Genomic DNA, 1,657 nt, shown 5'->3' on the forward strand with positions numbered 1-1,657 from the left:
CTGGGGCTGGGTTTGGGGTTGGTGTGGAGGGGTTGTGTTTTGGGGTGGGGTGGGAGTCGGTGGGTGTGGTGGGTGGTGGGGGTGTGGGTGGTGGTTGGTTGGTGGTGGATTTGGTGGGTGTGGATGATCCGTGGCCGGGGTTGTTGGTGGAGGAGTTGGAGTTGCGGGGTGCTGAGGTGTGGCGTGTGTCGTTGGGTGTGGGGGATTTGGAGCGTGGGGTGTTGGGTGAGCGGTTGGGTGGGTTTGTGGGGTGTGGGCGTGTGGTGTCGTTTGTGGGTCAGGGGGAGTGGGGTTTTGGTGGTGGGGGTGTTCCGGTGGGTGTGGTGGGTTCGGTGTTGTTGGTGCAGGCGTTGTTGGATGTGGGTTTTGGTGGGCGGTTGTGGTGGGTGACGTCGGGTGGGGTGTCGGTGGGTGGTGAGGTGTTGGGTTGTCCTGTGCGGGGTGGTGTGTGGGGTTTGGGTCGTGTGGTGGGTTTGGAGGAGCCGGGGTTGTGGGGTGGGTTGGTGGATGTGCCGGTGGGTGTGGAGCGGGGTGTGGTGGGTCGTTTGGTGGAGGTGTTGGTGGGTGGTGCGGGTGTGGAGGGTGAGTTGGTGGTGCGTGGTGGTGGTGTGGTGTTGGGTCGTCGGTTGGTGCCGGTGGGTTGGGGTGGGTGTGGTGGGTCGTTTGTGGGTGAGGGGGGTTGGGTGCCGTCGGGTGTGGTGTTGGTGACGGGTGGGACGGGTGTGTTGGGTGGTCGTGTGGCGCGGTGGTTGTTGGAGTGTGGGGTGGAGGGTGTGGTGTTGGTGTCGCGGAGTGGTTTGGGTGGGGTGGGTGCGGTGGGGTTGCGGGATGAGTTGGTGGGGTTGGGGTTGGGGTGGGTTGAGGTGGTGGGGGTGGATGTGGGTGTGGAGTCTGAGGTGCGGGGTGTGGTGGAGGGGTTTGGTGTGTCGGGGGTGGTGCATTGTGCGGGGGTGTTGGATGACGGTGTGGTGGAGGGGTTGTCGGTGGAGCGGGTGGAGGGTGTGTGGTCGGGTAAGGCGGGTGCGGGGTGGAATTTGCATCGTGCGGTGGAGGGTTTGGAGTTGGATGCGTTTGTGGTGTTTTCGTCTGCTGCGGGTGTGTGGGGTGGTGCGGGTCAGGGGTCGTATGCGGCGGCGAATGCGGCGTTGGATGCGTTGGTGGAGTATCGGCGTGGGTTGGGGTTGCCGGGGTTGTCGGTGGCGTGGGGTCCGTGGGCTGAGGGGGGTATGGCGGATTCGGGTGTGGTGCGTGAGCGGGTGGGTCGTGGGGGTGTGGTGCCGTTGGATCCGGGGGTTGTGGTGGGGTTGTTGGGGTTGTTGGAGGGGTGTGTGACGGTGGTGGATGTGGATTGGGGGGTGTTTGTTCCGGCGGTGACGGCGGTGCGGTCGAATCCGTTGTGGGAGCGGGTGGTGCCGGAGGGTGTGTCGGGTGTGCGGGGTGTGGTGGAGGCGGGTTCGGGGTTGGGTTCGGGTGGGTTGGTGGAGCGGTTGCGTGGGGTGTCGGGTGTGGAGGGGCGGTCGTTGGTGGTGGAGGTGGTGCGGGGTTTGGTGGCGTCGGTGTTGGGGTTTGGTTCGGGTGGGGATGTGGGGTTGCGGGTGGCGTTTAGGGATATGGGTTTTGATTCGTTGACGGCGGTGGAGTTGCGTAACGCGCTGGC

Annotated in this window: 1 protein-coding gene; it reads left to right on the forward strand. The window is 65.2% G+C overall.

The genetic code is table 11. The annotated features are described in order from the left end of the window. Window positions 1-101: 101 nt before the first annotated feature. Window positions 102-1,657 (forward strand): beta-ketoacyl reductase (locus tag ABZT14_RS25570; RefSeq protein ID WP_356306916.1); only part of this gene is annotated, 1,556 nt, incomplete at its 3' end.

The sequence above is a fragment of the Streptomyces sp. NPDC005438 genome, from assembly GCF_040606315.1.
Classification (GTDB): domain Bacteria; phylum Actinomycetota; class Actinomycetes; order Streptomycetales; family Streptomycetaceae; genus Streptomyces.